The organism is Janthinobacterium sp. EB271-G4-7A (assembly GCF_020858075.1).
Lineage (GTDB): Bacteria > Pseudomonadota > Gammaproteobacteria > Burkholderiales > Burkholderiaceae_D > Janthinobacterium > Janthinobacterium lividum.
In genome coordinates this window covers 1,814,424-1,835,176 of sequence record NZ_JACYMI010000001.1, presented here as the reverse complement: position 1 = coordinate 1,835,176, position 20,753 = coordinate 1,814,424, and the positions used below count along the sequence as shown (strand labels likewise).

Here is a 20,753-nt window from a genome sequence, read left to right as displayed (position 1 = left end):
GGTAAAAGAGGCTTATTGCGCATGGCTGCCTCCATCGGCTGGCGTGACCAGGCGGGGCGCGACGACAGGCTGGTTGGCGCTGTCCGTCGCCTGGGCCGGTGCGGCGGCCGGCTGGCTGCTGAAACTCAGTCCCGGTCCCCTGCCCTCCCTTTCCACGCTGCGCACTTCGCCCTGGGCACGGCGCGCCTTGACTTGCTCGAGCACGGGATTCGAGCACGAGCCCTCGATGAAGTCGGCGCGCAGCAGTTCGCCGTTCTTGGTATCGAGGAACAGGCTGTGCGGGTCGCCGAGGTTGCGGTTCGACGCTTCCATCATGCGGCTCAGACGTGGCAGGGTCGCGCCATCGACCTTGATCACATGGCTGTTCGGCGTGATGCCGCAATAGCTGTACTTGCCTTCCACGTCCGTGGTGAAGTTCGTGCCATCTTCCATGTACAGACGCACGCCCGGAATGCCCAGTTCCTCGCCGTCCTGCACGTGGTTGTTGTTGCAGTCCACAAACACCTTGCCGGCGAGGCAGGCATCCGTGGTGAACACGCCGCCCGTGACTTTCACTTTCGCGCGCGCTTCGTTCGACGGCGGGCCGTTGGTGGTCGTTGCCTGGGCGCGGTTGACGCCGTCGCCCTGCAGCGAACCGACGCCCACGCGCAGGCGGTAGCGGAAGCTGGCGCTGGCGTTCGGCGCCAGGGATTCCAGCTTGAAGCTCAGCTGCGGCCCCGGCTTGCCGGACGGATCCGGTTGCACCACGTTGTTGCGCGTGGTGGTGCCATCGATGTAGCGGAAACCGGCCGGCAGTTTATCGAGCACGCTGACGCCGAATGCCGTCGCCACGCCCGTGTTCTTCACCTCGATCGTGTATTGCAGGCTGTCGCCGATCTCGGCTTGCGTCTTGTTGACGCTCTTGCTGATCAACAACATCGGCTTGTCCGTCGTGTTGAACACCACGGGCGTGAAGCTCGGCGGCGTCGCGCCGGGCGTGGCCGGCAGCAGCAAGGTATCGGCCGAACTGGCCAGGGCCAGCACGCTGGCCGGGGCCACCGGCGTCGTCGACGTACCCGTGCCGCTGTAGCTGTGGCCGATATTCATGCCACCGCCGTCCGTGCCGAACATGGTGCTCGCATACACCTGGTTCAATTGCGGCACCGTGGGAATCGCCGCCACGCTGCCGAAGTCGACCAGCACCGTGAAGCCGATGCTGCAGCTTTCCTGCGGCTGCAAGTCACCCTTGCCATTCAACAAGCCAAACACGGTGGCACCGTTAAAGTCGGGATTGGCGACGCAGGCCGTGGCGCTGGCGGGCCGCGCCGTGACGGCCAGGCTGCCCGGCTTGAGGGTGACGCTGGTGGCCGTGGGGAAGACGGCCCTCAGGTTTTCCGCCACCTGCACCATGGTCGAGGTCGGGTAACCGGCAGGATAGCGGTTGGCAGCCTGCACCGTGTAGCTGATCTCGAACTTGCTGGCATCGACTTGCTGCTGGGCCGAAACCGCCTTGATGACATCGACCACCTGGCGCAGCAAGACCACGGGCGTGGGCGTGTCTTCACCCGTGAACGGCACGCCGCCCACGGTTTCCGACGCATTGCCGTTGCGGTTCGGATCGACCTTTTCCGCCAGTGCGGCCACGTCGGCGGCCGTGGCCACGGCGCCCGCATGGCCGCCGCCATTGTTGGAAGCGTCAAACACCAGGCTGCCCGCCGGCGGCGTGTAGCCCGGATTGGCGGCGATGGCGCCTGCCGCCGGCGCCGGCGGCACGCTGATGCTGCCGCCGCCGTTGGCGATGTTGCCGCCCAGGGCGCTGGCAAACACGCTGTTGTTGTACTGCGGCGCGCTGCTGTCTTGCACGGTGATTTCCACGGTGAAAGTAATGACGCTCAGTTCGCCTTCGGCCAAGGCCGCATCACCGCTGAGCAAACGCAGATCGCTGCCGCCGCAGCCGCCCGTGAAGCCCGGGTTGACGGCCAGCTGCCTGCTGCCGCCGATGGCCGGAGCGGCAGGCGGCGTGACGATGCGGCACGCCACCGGCTCGGGGAAGGCGGCGCGCAGGCTGTCGAGCGCCTGCACGTTCGATGCCGTGCCCTTGCCCACATTCTTGACGACCACCGTGTACGGCACGTTGAAGACCTTGGCCGACAGCTGGGTCACCTTGCCCACGCCCAGCGCCGCGCCGATGGCCGGATTCGCCACTTCCGTGACGGCCGTGCAATCGGATGCTTGCGCGCAACGCGGCAAGTCCGTGCCGGTCGGCACGATGGTATTGCTCAAGCTGCCGCTGGCGGCCACTTTCGCGCTGACGGTGACGGCGGCCACGGCATTGGGCGCCAGGCCGGCCGGCACCGTGCAGACCAGTTTATTTGCCGCCAGCGGTGCGCACACGGTGGGGGCCGCCGGCGTGACGGCGATGTCCGTCAGGCTGGTAGCAAGGTCATCCGTCAGGACGATGGCCGCCGTGGTGGCGCCGCTGCCACCGTTGGCGGCCGTGATCGTCCAGCTGACGGTGTCGCCGATGCTGGCGTTGGCCTTGTCCGCCACTTTCTTCACCATCACGCTGGGGCTCGTGACATTGGTGCTGGTCTGGCAATCGCCTGGGGTCAGGCACAGCGGCGCATCGGGCCCCGATGGCACGACGCTGTTGCGCGCGCTGCCTGCCTGGGTGACGGTGGCCGACACTTCCACGCTGGCTTCGCCGCCATTGCCGATCAGGCCGGCAGGCACGCTGCAGGTGAGCACATTGCCGGCCACGGGCGCGCAGGTGGCGCGCAGCGGCGTCACCACCACATTCGTCAAGCCGGCCGGCAAGGTATCGACCAGGATCATGGCGGCACGCGTGGGACCACTGCCCGAGTTGGTGGCGCTGATCGTCCACACCACGGTCTCGCCCACGTTGGCGGCCGCGCGGTTGGCGATTTTCTTGACGGCCACTTTCGGCCCCGTCAGCACCACGCTCGATTCGCAGCTGCTGGCCTGCGCGCAGGCCGGATTGTCCGGACCGCTCGGCATGACACGGTTCGACAGATTGCCTTCCAGGGTGCCGGTGGCAGTCACGCGCACGCTGCGCGCGCCATTCACGGCTGCCAATTGACCCGCCGCAATGCGGCAGCTTTGCACGCTGTTCGCGACCCAGCTGGCCAGCGGCGGACACGTCACACCGGCGTCGGCATTGACGGCCAGCACGGAGATATTCGCCGGCAGGATATCGGCCAGGGTCACGATGCCCGCGTTGGCCACGCCGCCGCTGTTGACGGCCGTGATGGTCCAGACGATGCTGTCGCCCACGTTGGCGTTGACCGTGCTGGTGCTCTTCGTGACGCGGATCACGGGACCCGGCATGGTCACCGTTGCCGTATTCGGCAAATCGTTCGCCACTTCCGTGGAACTGGTGGCGATGATGCTGACGATGGTCGACACATTGCTGGCCGGCTGGATATAGGACAGGCCAAAGCTGTGCACGTCGTTCAGCGCCAGGCTGGACGGCAAACCCTGTACCGTCAGCATGCCGCTGACGGCGTCATAGTTGCCCACGGCGCCGCTCAAGGTCACCCCCATCAGGCCCTGCGCCAGCTTCAGGTTGTACGTCACGTTCTCGGCGGTGCCAGGGCCCGCATTGCTGAAGGTCACGATGCCGTTGATCTGGTCGCCCGCATTGGTGGTGCCGGGGAAACCGTTCAAGGTGGTCGTCACGTCGACCAGCAGTTTGATGGCCGTGGTGCTGGTAGTGCAATCGGCCGCCTGGATACACACGGGGTTGTCGGGACCGGCAGGCAACACCGTGTTCTGCAGCACGCCGGCGGCGCTGACCGTGGCGCGCAGCACAACTTGCGCCTGTCCGCCGGGCGCCAGCCCGGCCGTCACGCTGCAGGTGACGATATTGCCGGCCACTGGCGCGCAAGTGGCCAGTTGCGTCGACAACACCTGTACGCCGCTGACGCCGGCTGGCAAGTTGTCAGTCAGCACGATGGCGGACTTGGTCGCGCCCGTGCCGCCATTGCTGGCGGTAATGGTCCAGGTCAGCAAGTCGCCCACGTTGGCGCTGCTCTTGTCGACGCTCTTGCGCACCGCGACTTGCGGCGCCACCAGGGTACTCGTGGCTTGGCAGGCGCTGGCAGTGTCGCAGGCGGGATTGTCGCCGCCGGAGGGCACGACGCGGTTCGACAGGTTGCCGCCCACCGATCCCCGGCCCGTGACGACGATCTTGCGGCTGCCATTGCTGGCGGCCAATTGACCTGCCGCCACCGTGCACGCCTGCACGCTGCCTGGCGTCCAGCTGGCCGCCGGCGGACACGCGACGCCCGCATCGGGCGTCACGCTGACGATGACGATGTTGGCGGGCAGCACGTCGCTGACGACGACCGGATTTTGATTCGGCAAGTTGCCCGTGTTGACCACCGTGATGGTCCAGGTCAGGATATCGCCCACGGCTGCGTTCACTTTATCGACCGTCTTGCTGGCGCGGATCACGGGGCCTGGCAAATTCGTCGTCGCCGTGTTCGGCAAGTCATTGACAATTTCCGTGGAACTGGTGCCCACCACGCTGCTGATGCGCGAACTGTTGCTGGCCGGCTGGGTGTAGAACAGGTTGAAACTGGCGCTCTGCCCCGCGATCAGGGTGGCCGGCAAGCCGCTCAGCACGAACAGGCCCGTGCTGCTGTTGTAGGCGCCGCTGATGCCGGGCGCGCCGCTGATGGCGCTGAGCGATACGCCGGCCAGGCCCGTTTCCAGCTGCAGGCTGTAAGTGACATTTTCCGCCACGCCCGGCCCCGTATTGGCAAACGTCACCACGCCACGGATGGCGTCGCCCGCATTGCTGCTGGCGGGGAAGCCGTTCAAGGTCGTGGTCACGTCGACCAGCAGTTTCGACACCACCGTAGTGGTCTGGCAATCGCCGGGAACGGCGCAGGCGGGATTGTCCGGCCCGCCGGGCACCAGCGCGTTGACAAGGCTGCCCGATGCGGTGGCCGTGGCGCTCAGCTTGACGCTGGCGGCGCTGCCTGCGGCCAGGCCGGCCGGCACGCTGCACGTGACGACATTGCCCACCGGTACGGCGCAAGTGACGGGCGCCACCGGCGTGACCAGCACGTTCGCCAGGCCTGCAGGCAAGGTATCGCTGAGGGTAGCGATGGCCGTGCTGGGGCCCGTGCCGGTATTGCGCAAGCTCAGGCTCCATATCAGGGTGTCGCCCACGTTGGCGACCGTCTTGTCGACGGTTTTGCTCGCCGTTAACAGGGGCGAACTGACCGTGCTGGTGGTGCCGCAATCGCCCGCCTGCAGGCAAACGGGGGTATCCGGACCGCTGACGCTGACGCTATTGGCCAGACTGCCGGCGGCGACGGCCCGCGCCGTCACTTGCAGCGTGGCGGCACTGCCTGCGGCCAGGCCGGCTGGCACGCTGCACGTCAGGATATTGCCGGCCAGCGGCGCGCAGGTGACGGGCGCGGCGGGCGTGACGACGATATCCGCCAGGCCGGCCGGCAAGGTGTCCGTTACGGTGGCAACGGCCGTGCTGGCGCCCGTGCCCGTGTTGGCCAGGGTGATGCTCCAGCTCAGGCTATCGCCGACATTCAGCGCAATCTTGTCGACGGTCTTCTTCAGCGCCAGAGCCGGGCTGGTGATGGTGGTATTGGTCTGGCAACTGCTGGCCTGGAAGCAGGCCGGATTGTCCGGTCCGCTCGGCATCAGCTGGTTGGCCAGGCTGCCGCCCGCGCTGGCCTTGCCGGTCAGCACGATCTGGCGTTGGCCATTGCCCGCCGCCAGCTGGCCGATAGCCACGCTGCAGCTCTGGCTGCTGTTGGCGACCCAGCTGGCCAGCGGCGGACACGTCACGCCGCTGTCAGGCGTCACTGCCGTGATGACAATATTTGGTGGCAGCAAGTCCGTCAGCACCACGGCGCCCTGGTTGGCCAGGCTGCCCGTGTTGCTGGCCGTAATCGTCCAGATGATTTCCTCGTTCACGTTCGCCACGGCCTTGTTGGCCGTCTTACTGACGCGGATGATGGAACCAGGCATGGTGACGGTCGCCACGTTCGGCTGGTCGTTCGCCACTTCCGTCGATGTCGTGGCGATGCGGCTGACCACGGTCGACAGATTGCTGGCCGGCTGGGTGTAGCCAAGCTGGAAGCTGAAGCCCTGCCCCAGCGCCAGGGTCGCGGGTACGCCGGTGAACGTCACCAGGCCCGATCCTGCATTATAGTTGCCCGTCACGCCAGTCAAGATGACGCCGGCAAGGCCGGGCGCCAGCTGCAGGCTGTAGCTCACGCCTTCGGCCGCGCCGGGACCGATATTGCTGAAGGTCACCGTGCCGGCAATCGTGTCGCCGGCGTGCGTGCTGCCGGGGAAGCCGTTCAGGGTGGTGGTCACGTCGACCAGCAGTTTCACGGCCGTGCTGGTGGTGCTGCAATCGCCGGGCTGCAGACAGGCCGGGTTGTCCGGGCCGCTCGGCACCACCGTATTGACGAAGGCGCCAGCCGCCGTGGCCAGGCCCTTGACGATGATATTCAAGGTGGAACCTGCGGCCATGCCGGCGGGAATCGCGCACACCAGTTGGTTGCCATTCGGCACGGCGCAGGTGGCCGGCGCCGATGGCAAGACCTGCCATAAGGTCAGGTTGGCGGGCAAGGTATCGGTCAGGGTGATGACGCCGCGCGTCGCACCCGTGCCCGTGTTCGCCACGGCAATGGTCCACGTCAGCGCGTCGCCGACATTGATGCTGCTCTTGTCGACGGTCTTGCGCACGGCCACTTGCGGACTGAGGATGGTAGTCGTGGTCTGGCACGAGGCGGCCTGCGCGCAGGCGGGATTGTCCGGTCCGCTCGGCAGCACTTTATTGCCCAGGCTGCCGCCTGCCGTTCCCGTGGCGCTGATGGTGATGCTGCGGCTGCCATTCACGGCGGCCAATTGGCCGGGGGCGATGGTGCACGCTTGCGCGCTGTTGGCCAGCCAGCTGGCCAGCGGCGGACACGTCACGCCAGCGCCCGGCGTCACGGCCAGTACCGTCACGTTGGCCGGCAGGATATCCGTCAGGGTCACCACGCCCAGGTTGCCCAGGCTGCCCGTGTTCGTCGCCGTGATGGTCCACGTCACCGTCTCGCCCACGTTGGCCGTCGTCTTGTCGGCCAGTTTCGTCACGCGGATGATGGGACCGGGCACGGTCGCCATGGCCGTGTTCGGCAAGTCGTTCGCCACTTCCACCGAGGTGGTGGCGATCGTCGACGTCACCGTCGACAGGTTGTCGGCCGGCTGCGTATAGCCGACATTGAAGCTCGTGCTCTGGCCATTCGCCAGGATCGCAGGCAAGCCGCTGAGGGTCACGACGCCCGTGGCGGGATTGTAGCTGCCCACGGCGCCCGTCAAGGTGACGTTGGCCAGGCCCGGCGTCAGCTGCAGGAGGTACGTCACGCCTTCGGCCGGGCCCGGCCCCACGTTGGCGTAGGTGACGGTGCCGGAAATCGTGTCGCCCGCCAGCGTATTCGGCGGGAAATTATTCAGGGTGGTGGTGACGTCGACCAGCAGCTTGACCACCGTGGTGGTGGTGCCGCAATCGCCGGGCTGCACGCAGGCCGGGTTATCGGGACCGCCCGGCACCACGCCGTTGACGGCGGCGCCGGCCAGGGTGGCCGTGGCGCTCACGAACACCTTGGCGGAAGCGCCCGCGGCCAGGCCGGCCGGCACGCTGCACGTCAGGGTAGCGCCGGCCAGCGGGGTGCAGGTGGCGGGCGACTGCGGGCTGACGACGACATTCGTCAAGCCGGCCGGCAAGGTATCGTTCAAGGTCACCGCGCCCGTGCTGGCGCCCGTGCCGCTATTGCTGACATTCAAGGTCCAGGTGATCGTCTCGCCCACGTTGACCGTGGCCTTGTCGACGGTTTTCTTCACGCTCACGTTCGGGCTGGTGACGGTCGTCGTTGTCTGGCACACACCCGGCGTGGCGCAGGCCGGATTGTCGGGGCCGGAAGGCGCGAGGCTGTTGGCCACCGTGCCCGGCGCATTGGCCACGGCTTTCACGACGACGCTCGCTTCCGTATTGGCGGCCAGGCCAGCCGGCACGCTGCACGTGAGCGTGGTGCCGACCGGCACGCCGCATGATGCTGGCGCAACGGGCAATATTTGCAGCGCGCCCACATTGGCGGGCAAGCTGTCCGTCAAGGTAATGACCGCGTTCGTCGGACCGCTGCCGTTATTGCGCGCTTTCAAGGTCCAGGTGATGGTGTCGCCCAGGTTGACGGTGGTCTTGTCGACGCTTTTCGTCACGGCCACGCTGGGGCTGGTCACCGTGCTGGTGGTGGCGCAATCGCCGGCCGTGGCGCACGTCGGGTTGTCGGGACCGGACGGCACGACGCTATTGGCATAGGTGCCGGCAGCCGTGGGCTGGGCCGTGACGGTAAAGCCGCCAATGCCGCCGTTCGCGGCCAGGCCGGCTGGCACCGTGCAAGTGAGTATATTCCCCGCTGGCACGGCGCAGGTGGCGCTGCCGACCAGCGCCACGTTCAGGCTCGCCAGATTGGCCGGCAAGGTATCGGTCAGGGTGATGGGCGCGGTACTCACCCCATCGCCGCTGTTCGTCACCACGACGCTCCAGCTCAGGGACGCGCCGATATTCACGCTGGCATGGTCGACGGTTTTCTTCACCGCTACTTTCGGACTGGTAATGGTGCTCGTCGTCTGGCATACGCTGGCCGAGCTGCAAGCCGGGTTGTCCGGACCGCTGGGCATGATGCGGTTCGACAGGCTGCCAGCGGCCGTGGCGTGTGCGGTGATGATGACCGTGCGGCTGCCGTTCAGGGCGGCCAGCTGGCCGGCAGCGACCGTACACGTCTGCGTGCTCGACGCCACCCAGCTGGCCAGCGGCGGGCACGTCACGCCCGGTGCGGCCACCACGCTGGTCACCACCAGGTTCGGCGGCAGCAAATCGGCGAGGCTGACGACGCCCTGGTTGGCGACATTGCCCGTATTGCTGGCCGTGATCGTCCAGACGATATTCTCACCCACGTTGGCCGTGGCCTTGTCGGCCGTCTTGGTGACGCGCACGTTCGGTCCCGGCACCGTCACCGTGGCCGTGTTCGGATAATCGTTCGCCACCTCGGTGGAAGTGGTGGCGATGATGCTGGTTACCGAGGAAATATTGCTGCCCGGCTGGGTGTACGACAGGTTGAAACTGACGCTCTGTCCCGGCGCCAGGGTCGCGGGCAAGCCCGTGAACGTGATCAGGCCGGTGCCCGCGTCATACGTGCCGCTCACGCCAGTGACCGACACGCCGGCCAGGCCTGCGGCCAGTTGCAGGCTGTAGGTCACGCCTTCGGCCGCCCCCGGTCCCAGGTTGGCATAGGTCACGACGCCAGCGATGACATCGCCCGCGTTCGAGGTGCCGGGGAAACCGTTCAATGTCGTGGTCACGTCGACCAGCGGCTTGCTGACGACGGTCGTCGTCTGGCAGGCGGCCGGCGTGACGCAGCTGGCGCCGTTGCCTCCCGACGGCAGCACGCTGTTGATGAAATTGCCTGCCGCCGTGGGGCTGGCGCTGACGATCACCTGGGCGCTGGCGCCCGGCGCCAGGCCGGCCGGCACCGTGCAGGTGAGCGTGTTGCCGGCCAGCGCCGCGCAGGTGGTGGGCGCCGTGGGCGTGACAACGATGCTGGCCAGGTTGGCCGGCAGGGTATCGGCGAGGGTCAGGGCCGCCGTGGTGGCGCCCGTGCCGGTGTTAGCGGCGCTCAAGGTCCACTGCACGGTGTCGCCCACCGTGGCGGCCGCCTTGTCGACGGTTTTCTGCACGCGCACGAGCGGGCTGACGACGCCCAGCGGCTCGCTGTCGACGTTATTCGCGGGGATCGGGTCCAGCGTAGTCGAGCCGGCCGTCGTGGTGATCGTCAGGCTGCCGCTGGCGGGCAGGTTGAAGGTCGAACTGCAATTGATGCGCGAGCCGGGAATGAAGGGCGACACGGGCGCGCTGCAGCTGGGCGTGGCGCCGGCCGGCAAGCCGCTCATCACGCAGGTGGGCGCGGCCGCGTTGTCGGGGCCGTTATTCGTGCACACGCCCGTGACGGTGATGGCGCTGCCCGCATTGTAGGGGCCGGGCGGCACGGTGGTGACCGCCTGCATGTCCGCCTGCAGGCGGCGATTGCTGATGGTACACGTGACGGGGGCTTCGGGCATGGTGAGGTTGCCCGCGCTGGCCGCGCCGCTGGAAATGACGGCGGCCGTATCCGTGCGCGCGCAGCTGTAGCTGCTCTGGTACTGGGCCAGGATGGTGGCCGTGCCCGCGCTTTCCGCTAACGTCGCGAGGTTGCCAACTCGCACTACGGCGCTGGCCGTGGCACCGTTGCCGCCCTGTGCGCCAGCCGTGCCGTTGGCATTCATGATGAACAGGCCGCTGTCGCTGGCGGGCGCCAGCACCTTCAGCACCGTCAAGGTATTCGTCCTGACCGTGGCCGTGGTGCTGCTGCTGTTGTTGCTGAGATCGCTATCCGTTTCATTGGGCGATACGATCACATTGGCCGTATTCACGATGCTGGCGGCGTCGCCCGGCGTGGCCGTGATCGTCACGGTCAGATAAGAACCCGTAGTGGGGTCGCTGACGGCCGCATTCACGGGCAAATTACCCAAGGTAATACCGACGCTGTTGCTGCCCGAACCCGAGGTTTTCGTGCCGCAGGAAGCGCTGCCGCTGGCGGCGCAAGTCCAGCTGACATTGCTCAAGCTGGCTGGCAATATATCGTTGAAGGCAGCGCCCGTGCTGAGGGCCGGGCCGCGGTTCCAGATTTTCACGGTATAGCTCAAGGGCTTGCCGACAGAGAACTGCGCCGGGCCCACCTTGCCGACGGCCAGGTCGGTCTTGCTATTGGTGCAATTGGCATAGGAACTGGCCAGGCTGGGATCGCGCAATTGCGCTGCGGGAATAATTTCCGTCACATTGTCAGGACGCGTCCAACGCATGTGCAAATAATTGATGCCGCCCACGTTATTCCACAGGACGCGGGCCAGATAACAGCCGCCCGGCGTGGCGCTATTGAAATTACCGGCCAGATTCTGGAAATCCGTTTCATTATTCGAATATTCGGCCACGCTGCCCACGGGCACGTTGTACACGGTATTGCGGTAATTCGTCGAATACTGGGTCGAGAAATCGACTTTCACGTCATCATCATGCGCAACGCTGAATTTGTAATTTCCCGCCTGTGGAAAGACCACCAGCGTGTACATCACCCGGCCCATGATCCAGGCCCGGCAGGCAGCCGACGTTTGCTGCGTGTCGAGGTTGCATAACTGCGCAGGATTGCCGGCCGTGCCATTGGCCCAGTCCAGCTGCGGCGAGGTGCCCATGCGCGCCGCGTTGGCGGGAGGATTGGTGGCCAGCGCCGCCAAACTGGCGAGCCGGCCAGCGCTGCCCGCGTTGAAGCCATTGTTGTAATTGGGCGCGAGCGGATTGGCCGGCACCCGCTCGACGCCCCGGTAATCCTCCCACAGCACTTGCGCACTGGCGGGCGCGGCGGCGCCCAGCAGCAGGGAAGCCAGGGCCAGCGGAACGACATGACACTTGGAAAACTGGGGCAAGCGGGTGCGGCGGACTATCGCGGCCAGCATCCCCGTGTAGCGCCCGGAGGACGAAAAAGCTGCATGGCGGCCGGAACGGCCTGCCGTTTCCTGTGGTGTTTTGATCATGTTGTTCGCTAAGAAGTGTACTGCGGCAAGCACAGATACATATAAAAATGACATTTAATTGTCATGATTATATGAACAAGTAACAGTTCAAGCGTACGACAACAGTGACTTTTTTGTTTCCAACAAAGAAATTAAATTATCTCGTTGATATTTCACAACACAATCATCAAATTAATCATGTAGTGATACTGGGATTTTATTTTCTACCGCATACTGATTAGCTCGACATAATATTTAAATTATCATTTACATAATCATGCGAAACTATCAAAGGCATAGTTTGTTTTTCAAAAGAAATTATTAATGCCAAATATCACCAATTATTTCAATGCGTATTTTCCTTCCGCGGCCAAGCGCCCATAATTCGATCCTGCACTGTTTCCCATTCATTCTCAAACACCTGCGTTAATACCAATTTCATTTTATTCACGCATGCCGCCCTGCGAAACAGGACATCCGGCAGGCCGAATTGGTCTTGCAAAAAACGGACGCGCTTGCGAACCGACTATCCCGCCGATGCCCGGATCGCTTACTATCGCCCCATTGCGCCCTGCGCCACACCGTTGCCATCCACTGCCAGGAGTCCTCATTGACGCCACACGCCCACCGCCGCACGCTGCTGGCCTGCGCCTGCGCCTTGCTCGCGGCCTGCACCCCGTTCGCGCCGCCGCCCGCCGCCTCGCTGCCAGCCGCGCCAGTTCCGGCACCAGCCATGCAAGCGCCAGCGTGGCAACAGCAGGGGGTGCAGGTACTGCACATCGTCCCGCAAGAATCCCTGCTGACCATCACCGTGCGCCGCGGCGGCGCGCTGGCGCGGCTCGGACATGACCACGTGATCGCCAGCCGCAGCCTGCAGGGCGTGGTGGCGCCCGCGCCGGGACGCGCACAATTTCGCTTTCGGCTAGACGAGATGAGTGTGGATGAAGAAAGCCTGCGCCAGGCGGCTGGCTTGACGACGACGCCGTCGGCCGACGCCATCGCCGGCACGCGCCACAACATGCTGGTGCGCGTGCTCGAGGCGGAACGCTATCCGTGGGTGCGCATCGACGCCCGGCGCACGGGCAACAAGGAAGTGCTCGAGGCCGACATCACCCTGCATGGCGTGACGCGCACGGTGCAGCTGCCGGTACGGATCGAACAAGCGGCCGATGGACGCCGCCTGCAGGCCAGCGGCAGCCTGCTGCTGAAACAGAGCGACTTCGGCATCGTGCCCTTCGCCGTCCTGGGCGGGGCCATGGCCGTGCAGGATCAGATGGAACTGGCGTTCCGCATCACCGCCCGGCAAGACGTCAGCGCGCCAGGATCAGGCGCAAGCCCAGGCCGATGAAGATGGTGCCGGCCACGCGGTCCAGCCACAGGCCGGCACGCGGGCGGCGGTTCAGCCACTTGCCGACGGCGCCGGAAAAATAGCCGAGCAGGCCGAACAGCACGCAAGCCTGCGCCGTGAAGACCAGGCCCAGCTGCGCCGTCTGCCAGCTGGCATTGCCCTGGCCAGCAACGATGAACTGCGGCAGGAACGAGAGGAAAAACAGCACGACTTTCGGATTGATACTGTTGGCAAACAAGCCCTTGCCGAACAGGCGCAGCAAGGACTCGTCGGGCAAGGCCGCCGCACCATCGACCCTGGCGCCGCCACGGCTGCGCCAGGCGCCAATGCCCAGCCACACCAGGTACAGGCCGCCAGCCACTTTCAGCAGGGTAAATGCGGTGGGCGAGGCGGCCAGCAGGGCCGACACGCCGATGGTCGCCAGCACGGTGTGCGTGAGGCAGCCGAGGGCGCAACCGAGGCCGAACGCCATGCCCTGGCGGCGCCCGCGCGACATGCCCACGCCCAGCACCATCAGGTTGTCGGGGCCGGGACTGGCGGTAATGACGACGGCGGCGGCCAGGAAGGCCAGGAACTGGTCAGGACTGAGCATGAATATCTCGCAAGCAAAAGGCGCCATGATACCGGAGCGCTCGCCATGCCGGCAGGACATGAAATTGCCCGTGTGCCACCGAGAGTCGATTAAAATGGGTACTCCACAGCAAACGGCGTTGCCGCCATTTCCCGCGCGACCATCACCAAACCCATCGATGCCAGCCCACCCGCCCCCATCCAGCCACCGCGCTTCCAGCTCCCGCGTCAGCGCCTGGCCATGCGGCTGGCCGCTTCTGTTCAGCTTGCTGATCAGCCTGCTGGGCCTGGCGGGTGCGGCGCAGGCGACACCTTTGCCCCTGAACAAACAAGGCATCCAGCACCTGGGCAACGGTGGGCAACTGTTTCTCGCCGGAAGTGAGGCCGCCCCTGCCGATGCGGCCGCCCTGCCCGCCTGGCTGGCGCGCCAGCGCCCGGCCGAACAGGTCGACCTGTTCGGCGGCGCCTACTGGCTGCATGCGCAAGTGCGCAACGACAGCAGCGTAGCGGCCTGGGTCATCGACCCGAACGATACCCTGATCGACCTGGTCGATCTGCACGTATATGGCCCCGGGCCACACACGGCGCCGCAGACCCTGCTGACGGGCTACCAGCGGCCGCACGAATATTTGTTGCACTACGGCAGGAACGTGCAGCTGGCGCCGGGCGCCACATATGACATCCTGATCCGCTTTTCCAGCCCCTACTATGCGCGCGCGCCCATGTTCGGCGTGAAGACGCAGCAGGATTACCGCAAGCTGGTGGGCAAGGAAAACTTCCTGATGGTGGCATCGATCGGCGCCCTGCTGGCGCTGGGCCTGTTCAATTTCTTCATCTTTTCCATCACGCTGGAAAAAGCCTCGGCCTATTACGCGCTGTACGTGCTGACCTATGGCCTGGCCTGGGCCATGACCTTCCACGTCTTTGCCGACCTGTTCGACTGGCACATGCTGCAGCTGCATTACGTGCCGTTTTTCCTGCTGCCCGTCTTCAGCACCCTGTTCTACACGCATTTCCTGCGCCTGCGCGACTACTCGCCCCGGCTGTACCGCATCAGCAAGGTCAACCTGGTGCTGCCCTTGCTACTCTTGCCCAGCTGCTTCTTCGCCTTGTCGTATGCCCACACCCTGGCCACCATCGCCATCAGCATCTGGATGCTGCTGGCGCTCATCTGCGGCATCGTCGTCTGGTGCCGCGGCTACCAGCCGGCGCGCTTCTTCGTGCTGGCCTTCGTCGCCCTGATGCTGCCCGGCTTTCTGATCCTGCCGGCCAACCTGGGCCTGATGCCCGCCATGGTGGCCAACGCCCAGCTGGTGACCCTGCTCGGCGGCACCTTCGACGGCTTGCTGCTGGCGTTTGCCCTGGCCGACCAGATCCGCCTGCTGCGCAACAACCTGGAACAGCGCGTGCAGGAACGGACTTTGGCGCTCACCCTCAGCAACGACGCCCTGCTGAAGGCCAAGGAACACGCGGAAGTGGTCAGCCGCCACCGCATCGATTTTCTGTCCGCCATGAGCCACGACATCCGCACGCCGCTGGCCGGGGTCATCGGCATGCTGAAATTCGCCCTGCGCGACCAGTCTGTACGTGGCCGTACGCAGGAATATCTGCGCATCGGCCTGCACAATGGCGTGTCGCTGCTGACCATCCTCAACGACATCCTCGACTTCTCGAAGATCGACGCGGGCAAGCTGACCCTGGAAACCGTGGACTTCGACCTGCTGGCGCTGATCGGCGACGCGGCCGGCATCGTGCAGGGACAGGCCGATGCGAAAAGCCTGCTGCTGCGCCGCGAACTGGCGCTGGACCTGCCGCGCTACGTGCGCGCCGACCCCACGCGCCTGCGGCAAATCCTCATCAACCTGCTGGGCAACGCGCTGAAATTCACGGCCAATGGCGAAGTACTGCTGGAAGTGCGGCGCGCCCGCACGCCGCCGCGCCACGATGGCCGCAGCGCCATCGAATTCATCATCAGCGATACGGGTCCCGGCATCGACGCCGACACCTTGCCGCGCCTGTTCCAGAAATTCGAGCAGGCCGACCATTCCACCACGCGGCGCTACGGCGGCACGGGCCTGGGCCTGGCCATCTGCAAGGAGCTGGTCGAACTGATGCAAGGCACGATCGGCGTGGAAAGCCGCGTCGGCATCGGCTCGCGCTTCCATTTCACCTTGCCGCTGACGCCTGGCAGCGCGCCGGCGGCCGACGCGCGCCGGCCCGCACGCCATGCGCGCCACGCCTGCCGCCTGCGCATCCTGTGTGCCGAAGACGTGCGCACCAACCAGATCATCATCGGCACCCTGCTCGAAGGCATGGGGCATGACGTGACCATCGTGGAAAACGGCGAGCAGGCGCTGCGCGCGCTGGGATCCGGCACCTACGATTGCGTGCTGATGGATGGCCGCATGCCGCTGATGGATGGCGAACAGGCCACGCGCCTGATCCGCGACGGCGGCAACGCCCAATTCCCCATTCCCGACGCGCACATCCCCATCCTCGCGCTGACGGCCAACGCCAGCGAACATGACCGGCAACGCTACCTGGCCGCCGGCATGGACGACTTCCTCAGCAAGCCGGTCGACGAAGCGCTGCTGTTTGAGAAAATCGACGCCATCATCGACCTGCTGCTGGCGCGCGGCCACGCGCTGCCGCCTGCCACGCCCACCGAAGACGACGCCCTGGCGCGCCAGTTCGGTCTGGAAGGCGCCGCCGACGAGCCACCGGCGCCGGCCGATCCCATGACGGCGCCCGTGCACATCCTGCCGCTGGCAGGCCTGTCGCCGCAGCACTTGCAGCGCATCGCGCAAGCGTTCCTGACGGAGGCGCCGCGGCGCCTGGACCTGGCCTGCCACGCCGTGCGCGACGGCAACGCCAGCGCTGCCGCTGCCGCCTTCCACGCCTTGAAGGGCAGCGCCGGCTACCTGAGCCGCCCCACCCTGCACGGCCTGTGCCACCAAATGGAAACCCTGGCATCGAACGGCCAGCTCGATAACGTGGAGCAGTTCCTGCCGCAGCTCCAGGCGGCGCTGGATGCGGCGCGGCGCGACCTGGAAGCTCAGCCTGCCGGCTGAGCCATCCAGCCATGCGCCCGCAGCCATGCCAGCAGCAGCTGCGGCCAGGCGGCCGGCTCGCTGCCCGGCTTGCCCAGGCCCCAGCCATGGCCGCCGTGCTGGAACAAATGCAGCTCGACGGGCACGCCTGCGCGGCGCAGGGCTGCTGCCATCAGCCGGCTGTTCTCGGGCGGGGAAATGGGATCGTCCAGCGCCTGTGCGATGAAAGCGGGCGGCGTGCGCGCATCAACGTGCAGCTCCACCGACAAGGCGTCGCGCGCCGCCTGCGTGGGATGGGCGCCCAGCAACTGCTTCTTCGCGTGCGTCGTGTCGAATGGCGCTTGCATGGTCAGCACGGGGTACAGCAGCACGGCAAAGTCGGGCCGCGCGGAGACGCCATCCATGGCGTCGACGGGCGCGTAGCGGGAAGCGTCAGGCTGCACGGCCGTCATGCCGGCCAGGTGCCCGCCGGCGGAAAAACCGAGCATGCCGATGCGCGCAGGATCGATGCCCCACTCGGCCGCCCGCGCGCGGATCACGCGCATGGCGCGCTGGCCATCCTGGAATGGCGCGCTGACGCCTCCGCCCTCCTGCGGCAAGCGGTACACAAGCTCAAACGCCGTGATGCCCTGCGCCTGCAGCCAGTTGGCGGCCGGGCCGCTCTCCTTGCCCGCCTCGATATGCGCATAGCCGCCGCCGCTGGCCAGCAGGATGGCCATGCCATTCGGCTGCGCCGGGCGGTGGGCGATCAGGTAGGGCTGATCAACCTGCGTGATGGAGCCCTTGGCGCTGTCGCGCTGCGGGCCCGGCGCCGCGCCGCCGGGCGGCGCGCCGGGCCATAGCACAATCGCGCCGGCCGGCGCGGCGCCCGCATGCAGGTGGACAAGGACAAGACTCAACAGCATCAGGCGTTGCATGGCTCGCTCGCGCAGGGAACAATGAAACGCCATCATAGCGAAATAACTAAAAATCCGTCTCCCCCTGGATCACGGCCGGATAGCCCGTCATGGCACGCGAGGTCTGCATGCCGGCCATCACGGCCGCCTCCACGCAGCCCGCATTGATGCCCGTCTTGATCCAGTCGCCCGTGAGGAACAGATTGCTGAAGCCCGACTGGTCGGTGGCCAGCCGGTACTGCGTGCTGCCCACCACCGACATCACGTAACGCTCGGACGGATCGACATTCGCGCGCCAGTACTGGCTGTCGAAGCGCGCCGGCCCCGCCCCCTCCTTCGCATCGACCAGCCATTGCCACGGAAACGCGCCCGGCCCGCCCGCTTCGGGCCACAGCGCGCCGATCTCGCGCTCCAGCTGGTGCAGCGCGCCCTGCTTCGCCCTGGCCGCGCAGCGGGCCGGGAAATCCGTGTCGGTGACGGGCGGGTAGCTGTCGACGGGGAAGGCGCTGCAAAAATACGAGACATTTTTCGGTTCATGCCCCGTCGGCCAGTCTTCGTGCGCCAACAATTGGTCCATCGGCGCCCACGTGTCGTACGGCTCCGTGAAGGCCGACAGCACCGGCTGCTGGCCTTTCGGTTGCGTGGTCCAGCCCATCTGCCCCAGATTCTTGTTGAGCCATACCTGATAGGCCTGCGTGGCCACGGTTTGTACCTTGTCGGCCGCCAGTTGCAGGGCCGGGCTTTGCGCCAGCAGTTGCGGGCACAGGGCCTGCAGCGAACCGATGGAAATGCCGAACACCACCTTGTCGAAGTCGACGCCCTTCTTCAGTACCGTGGCGGGCAGCGCGCGGCCGAACGCTTGCTGGTACTGCTGCGGCCAGTCGCTCCAGTACGATTCCAGGTTGACGTCCTGTTCCTGCAGCAGCGCCGCCTGCGCTGGATCAAGCTGGGCGTAATCGGGCGCGCTGGGCCAGCAAGCCAGTCCCTTGACGTCCACCAGCGGCGCGTAGCCGGCGGCGGTGTCCTTCAATTGCACCTGCTGCGTGATGCGGATGCTGTCGATGTCGCCCGCGCCCGGCACCAGCTCTTCCACGCGCTGGAAGAACTTGAATTCCACGCCGCGCTTGCGCAGCACTTCGTACAGCGGCGTGAAAATCGTGTCGCCCATGCCGGCCTGCATCTTGAACATGATGCCGCCCTTGTAGGCCAGGCCGATGCGCGCCATCGCCCGCAGCAAGGTGCCCGCCTCGATATTCGGCTTGGAAAAATCGCCGCCCTCGTAGGCGAAGACCAGGTCATAGAAGCCGCGCACGGGCGCCGAATTGACGCTGAACTGCTCGTCGCCGCCATGTTTTTTCAGCCAGGCACGCAAGTCGATATCGTTGATGACGTCAAAGCCGTTCTTGAACACGCCATCCTCGAACATGCCCTTCATGACCGTGATGCCCAGGTCCAGGCAAATGAACAGGCGGCGCAATTCATCGTCGCCATCGATCAGGGCGCGGTAGCGCAGGCGCAGCCACGCGCGGATGCCGTTCAGGGTACTGGCCAGCAGCTGGTGGCGCGCCTGGTCGTGGCGCGTGGAATCGGGCGCCAGGTCGGCCACCAGCGCCACCAGCGCGCCCACGGACAGGCCCACGTCCAGGCCCAGTTCATCGGCCTGCCCCACCACTTCGTCGGCCAGCCGGCGCAGCCAGCCCGGCCACACGCCTTCGCCTTGCGACGCGCTGGCGCGCACGATGCGCGCGTCGGCGTCCGCCACTTGCCGGATCTGGCGGATCCACTGCTCGATCCAGCCCACCATGGCGATGGCCATCTGCCACAGGGTGATGTCTTCGCCGCCCTCGCCCGGTTCGCCCGGCAAGGTGGGAAAGACGATGGACCAGTTGCGCCACTTGCCCTTGACGTCTTCCGACAGGGCCACGTAATCGTGCTGTTTGAAAGCGTCGCGCCAGGTGGCCAGCGGCGCGCCAGGCGGACGCTCCAGGCTCGCGTACGCTTCCTTGATCATCTTGAAGGCGTTCGCGTAGAAGCCGAACCAGATGTGCAGGCCGTGCTCCTCGATGCGCTGGCCCACCTGTGCATTGCGCCCGCTGGCCCCCTTGCCGCCCAGGCGCCAGCCCAGCTGGTAGACGGTGATGGCATGCCGGTTTTGCCAGCCCGGCTGGTTCGTCAGATAATACGCCGTGGTCATGGCCGCCACGCCGCCACCGAGGATGGCGATCTTTTCCGGCGCGATGCGGGAATTGTCGACCAGCTCCTCGCCCGGCATGGCCGTGAAGTCGAAATTCACCTGGAACGGCAATATCGCCGCCTGCGGCCCCAGTTTGAGACCCAGGGTCTGGTCCAGCGGGAAGCTGTCGAACGCGTGCAGCGTGCATTCATACTCATAGCCGAGCAGGCGCGCGCTGTGCAGGCGGTTGATCTCGGCGGGAGCGGCCACCAGGGCCTGGTACACGGCTTTCACGCCGGCGCTGTCGGGGAATTGCTTGAGGAATATCTGGTCGATGCGGGGGTTGCGCAGCAAGGACAAGATATCGGCCAAGCCGGCCTGGTCCATGTCGAAGAAATCGGGGATGGAGAGGAAAATCTGGAACGCCTGCTCGATGAGTTCCAGGAAACTGTTGACGCTCTTGTGCTGCCCTGTCTGCACGGTGGCGTTGACTTCCAGCAACGGATGCAAGGCCAGTTTCGTTTCCGGCGAAAAATGCTGGAAGCCCTTGGCAGCCACGGAACAGCGCAGCGGCTCGCTGCCGGCGGCGGGAATCTCGTAGTCGCACAGGTATTTCGGATAGCCGAACAGCTCGCGCCCGTTGATCAGGGCCATCGCGTCATCGACGAAGATATGGCACGGATACCAGTAGATATGCGCGAGCTTGCCGGCGGCGTCCATCTGGCCGACCATGATCCAGGTGACGATGTCGACTTCCGTGATCCAGCCCTTGGCCTGGTCGACGGGGTTGGCGGAGTCCGCATGGTTAACGCGCGTAAATGTCAGCATGACATACGGCGACAGGGCTTTCAGGGTCATCTTGCTGCCCGCCACCTGGTTCAGGGTGGTATTCACGGTCGCTTGCAGTTTCGCCAGGTCGCCTCTGACGAAATAACCGTACATTTCCGACTGTTTCAATTGCAGCGGCGAGTGCATCATCACCGAACCGCCCTGATAGATATACGAAGGTCTTGCCGAAGGTGTCGCCGTCATTGCCCTGTCCCCTTTAAGTTTCAGTCAAACAAGATTTCTACAGTGTATTTGAGAAATAT

General features: G+C 65.8%; 6 protein-coding genes. 2 read left to right on the top strand and 4 right to left on the bottom strand.

The window, feature by feature from the left end; genetic code table 11:
• Positions 1–12 precede the first annotated feature (12 nt).
• Positions 13–11,646, bottom strand: coding sequence for a DUF11 domain-containing protein (locus tag IGS58_RS08330; protein ID WP_230521065.1), 11,634 nt, complete (start codon positions 11,644–11,646; stop codon positions 13–15).
• Positions 11,647–12,235: 589 nt separating this feature from the next.
• Between IGS58_RS08330 and IGS58_RS08325 the strand changes: the two genes are divergently transcribed.
• Positions 12,236–12,973 carry a YceI family protein gene (locus IGS58_RS08325; protein WP_230521064.1) on the top strand — a complete coding sequence of 246 codons (738 nt, stop codon included), beginning with the start codon at positions 12,236–12,238 and terminating at the stop codon, positions 12,971–12,973.
• On the opposite strand, the gene IGS58_RS08320 is transcribed toward IGS58_RS08325, so the two are convergent.
• Positions 12,936–13,565, bottom strand: coding sequence for a LysE family translocator (locus IGS58_RS08320; RefSeq protein WP_230521063.1), 630 nt, complete (start codon positions 13,563–13,565; stop codon positions 12,936–12,938). The genes IGS58_RS08325 and IGS58_RS08320 overlap by 38 nt on opposite strands.
• Between IGS58_RS08320 and IGS58_RS08315 the strand changes: the two genes are divergently transcribed.
• Positions 13,564–16,614: a hybrid sensor histidine kinase/response regulator gene (locus IGS58_RS08315; RefSeq protein WP_230521062.1), complete on the top strand. Its 3,051-nt coding sequence runs from the start codon at positions 13,564–13,566 to the stop codon at positions 16,612–16,614. The two genes, IGS58_RS08320 and IGS58_RS08315, sit on opposite strands and share 2 nt — an antisense overlap.
• Here the strand turns inward: IGS58_RS08315 and IGS58_RS08310 are convergent.
• Together IGS58_RS08310 and IGS58_RS08305 are read right to left on the bottom strand one after the other, a co-directional pair.
• Positions 16,599–17,510: an alpha/beta hydrolase gene (locus tag IGS58_RS08310; protein ID WP_230521061.1), complete on the bottom strand. Its 912-nt coding sequence runs from the start codon at positions 17,508–17,510 to the stop codon at positions 16,599–16,601. The genes IGS58_RS08315 and IGS58_RS08310 overlap by 16 nt on opposite strands.
• Before the next feature lie 46 nt (positions 17,511–17,556).
• Positions 17,557–20,694 carry an NAD(P)-binding protein gene (locus tag IGS58_RS08305; protein WP_230521060.1) on the bottom strand — a complete coding sequence of 1,046 codons (3,138 nt, stop codon included), beginning with the start codon at positions 20,692–20,694 and terminating at the stop codon, positions 17,557–17,559.
• Positions 20,695–20,753: the final 59 nt, after the last annotated feature.

What these genes read in the sequence shown, in the direction of transcription:
- IGS58_RS08310 (WP_230521061.1), bottom strand. Translation starts at nt 17,510, where the DNA reads ATGCAACGCCTGATGCTGTTGAGTCTTGTCCTTGTCCACCTGCATGCG.
- IGS58_RS08315 (WP_230521062.1), top strand. Translation starts at nt 13,564, where the DNA reads ATGAATATCTCGCAAGCAAAAGGCGCCATGATACCGGAGCGCTCGCCA.
- IGS58_RS08330 (WP_230521065.1), bottom strand. Translation starts at nt 11,646, where the DNA reads ATGATCAAAACACCACAGGAAACGGCAGGCCGTTCCGGCCGCCATGCA.
- IGS58_RS08305 (WP_230521060.1), bottom strand. Translation starts at nt 20,694, where the DNA reads ATGACGGCGACACCTTCGGCAAGACCTTCGTATATCTATCAGGGCGGT.
- IGS58_RS08320 (WP_230521063.1), bottom strand. Translation starts at nt 13,565, where the DNA reads ATGCTCAGTCCTGACCAGTTCCTGGCCTTCCTGGCCGCCGCCGTCGTC.